The 1,782-nt window shown below is 61.9% G+C and carries 3 protein-coding genes; all 3 read left to right on the forward strand.

The window, feature by feature from the left end; translation table 11 throughout:
- Positions 1–262: 262 nt before the first annotated feature.
- The 3 genes from M1105_RS20495 (at position 263) to M1105_RS20505 (ending at position 1,616) form a co-directional block, all read left to right on the forward strand.
- On the forward strand, positions 263–829 hold the full coding sequence (locus M1105_RS20495) for an HdeD family acid-resistance protein (RefSeq protein ID WP_249582229.1): 567 nt from the start codon (positions 263–265) through the stop codon (positions 827–829).
- A 375-nt stretch (positions 830–1,204) separates the two neighbouring features.
- Entirely contained in the window at positions 1,205–1,420 is a 216-nt protein-coding gene (locus M1105_RS20500; RefSeq protein ID WP_249582230.1) for an SHOCT domain-containing protein, read from the forward strand.
- Between the two features lie 19 nt (positions 1,421–1,439).
- Complete coding sequence (locus tag M1105_RS20505; protein ID WP_249582231.1) at positions 1,440–1,616, forward strand: hypothetical protein; 177 nt, start codon at positions 1,440–1,442, stop codon at positions 1,614–1,616.
- Positions 1,617–1,782: the final 166 nt, after the last annotated feature.

Genomic DNA, 1,782 nt, shown 5'->3' on the forward strand with positions numbered 1-1,782 from the left:
AAAGGGCTGCGTCTGCTCATGCTGCGAGGGTAGGGAGGGCGGCATCCCGCCTCAAGCGGGATTGCCCTGACAGAACCATCTCGACCACTGGCTCCAGATAATAGGAAACATGGACGCACGCACGATCAGCTTGCCAGTTGAAGTCGGCGGCATGCCGCGAGCGTAGGGAGGCGGCTACCGCGCCTCGACACAGTTTGCTATGACAGAGCCTGCGGGAGCGATAGCAATAGGACGGCGGCCGATGTCGGAGAAGGATCCTGTTATGCTGAGTCTCGACGAGGCCGCCGCCGCGATGCGTGCTGCCATGCGCGAGACGATCCGGCGCAATTCCACTTGGTATCTCATCCAGGCGGCGCTGATGGTAATCGCTGGCGTCGCGGCGATCCTCGCGCCGCTTGTGGCGTCGACCTTTCTGGTCGTCTTCCTCGGCTGGACGCTGGTGGCCGTGGGCGCGGTGCAACTCATGGGGCTGATCGGGGCCGACAAGGTGCCGCATTTCTGGTTGCAGCTCGTCTCGGTCATCTTGGCGATGATTATCGGCTTTCTCTTCCTACGCGACCCGGCAGCCGGGATCGAGACGCTCGGCCTCCTGCTGATCGTCTTCCTGATGGTCCAGGGGATGGCGCGCGTGGTGTTCTCGCTGACGATCCGCCCGCTTCCGAACTGGGGCTTCGTGCTGGCGAGCGGCATGCTCGGCATCCTCCTGTCGCTCTTCCTGATCGCGAATCCGGTGCTGAGCGTGGTCGTGCTCGGGCTTCTGATCGGGTTCCAGTTGCTCGGTGAGGGGCTCGCGCTCGGCTACCTCGCCTGGCACGCCCGCAAGGGCTGAAGGCGTTCTCCGCAGGTTCGCAGCGCGGCGCTTGGCCGATCCTGCCGCGAAGGTCGGGCCTTCTAGGCAGTGTGGACAAACCGTATCCATAGCGGCGCTGGCAAGTTAACGGCGTTCTCGTGCAGGGGGACCCGGTTACTTTCGGCTTTCAGGCAGCGCTGGTCGCCTGAACTCCAAAGGCGACCGGACGTCCTTCTGCGAGAACCGGGTTAACATGCCAATACATTTGACGCGGCGCTGCACCGTTGTGTGCGTATTTTCAGCCACGATCGCGTGCCCCCCCCTCCCCCCCCAGTGGCGGCGGATCTTTCTTGCGCCACGACGATTTATTTGTACTTTCTCTCAGAGCGTTACGTCCAATCTAGGGAGAGATTCATGCGATTTTTTCGGGTGGTGGGCATCGGCCTTGTCCTGATGTTCCCGATGGTGGTGGCGGCGTGCGGTGGTGGGGGAGCCAAGTCAGAGACCGCCGTCACTAACACGACCGTCTCTAAGGGACAGCAGTTGATCGATCTGAAGTCCGCTTTCGACGCCGGTGCGATCACGCAGGATGAGTACGAGCGTGAGCGCAAGCGGATCCTTGATGAGTAGGGGGGGAGGCGTGAAGCGAATGATCCACCTGATCGTCGCTGCCGCTGTCGCGGGCTGTGGCGGAAGCGAAAAGACGACGATCAACAACGTGATGGTCTCACCCGAGCAGCAGCGCTCGGATCTGCAGCGCGCTCGCGATCTCGGGATTATCACCGAGAAGGAATTCCTTCAGGAAGTTTCCGAGATTGGGCGCTGAGCGGGGCGCGTTGGGGGCTAGCCATGTGCGGAAATGGGTAATCACGACGTTGGCATGAAGGTGGTGTCAGACGAATGCGAACTCGTCTTAGTTTGCCGGCGAGCGCCGGATATCAGGTCGCGCCGAGCTGACGCCACTCCTCAAGTGCGGCGGTTCTGTTGACCTT

Source organism: Thermohalobaculum sediminis (assembly GCF_023487995.1).
Classification (GTDB): domain Bacteria; phylum Pseudomonadota; class Alphaproteobacteria; order Rhodobacterales; family Rhodobacteraceae; genus Thermohalobaculum; species Thermohalobaculum sediminis.

What these genes read in the sequence shown, in the direction of transcription:
- M1105_RS20495 (WP_249582229.1), top strand. Translation starts at nt 263, where the DNA reads ATGCTGAGTCTCGACGAGGCCGCCGCCGCGATGCGTGCTGCCATGCGC.
- M1105_RS20505 (WP_249582231.1), top strand. Translation starts at nt 1,440, where the DNA reads ATGATCCACCTGATCGTCGCTGCCGCTGTCGCGGGCTGTGGCGGAAGC.
- M1105_RS20500 (WP_249582230.1), top strand. Translation starts at nt 1,205, where the DNA reads ATGCGATTTTTTCGGGTGGTGGGCATCGGCCTTGTCCTGATGTTCCCG.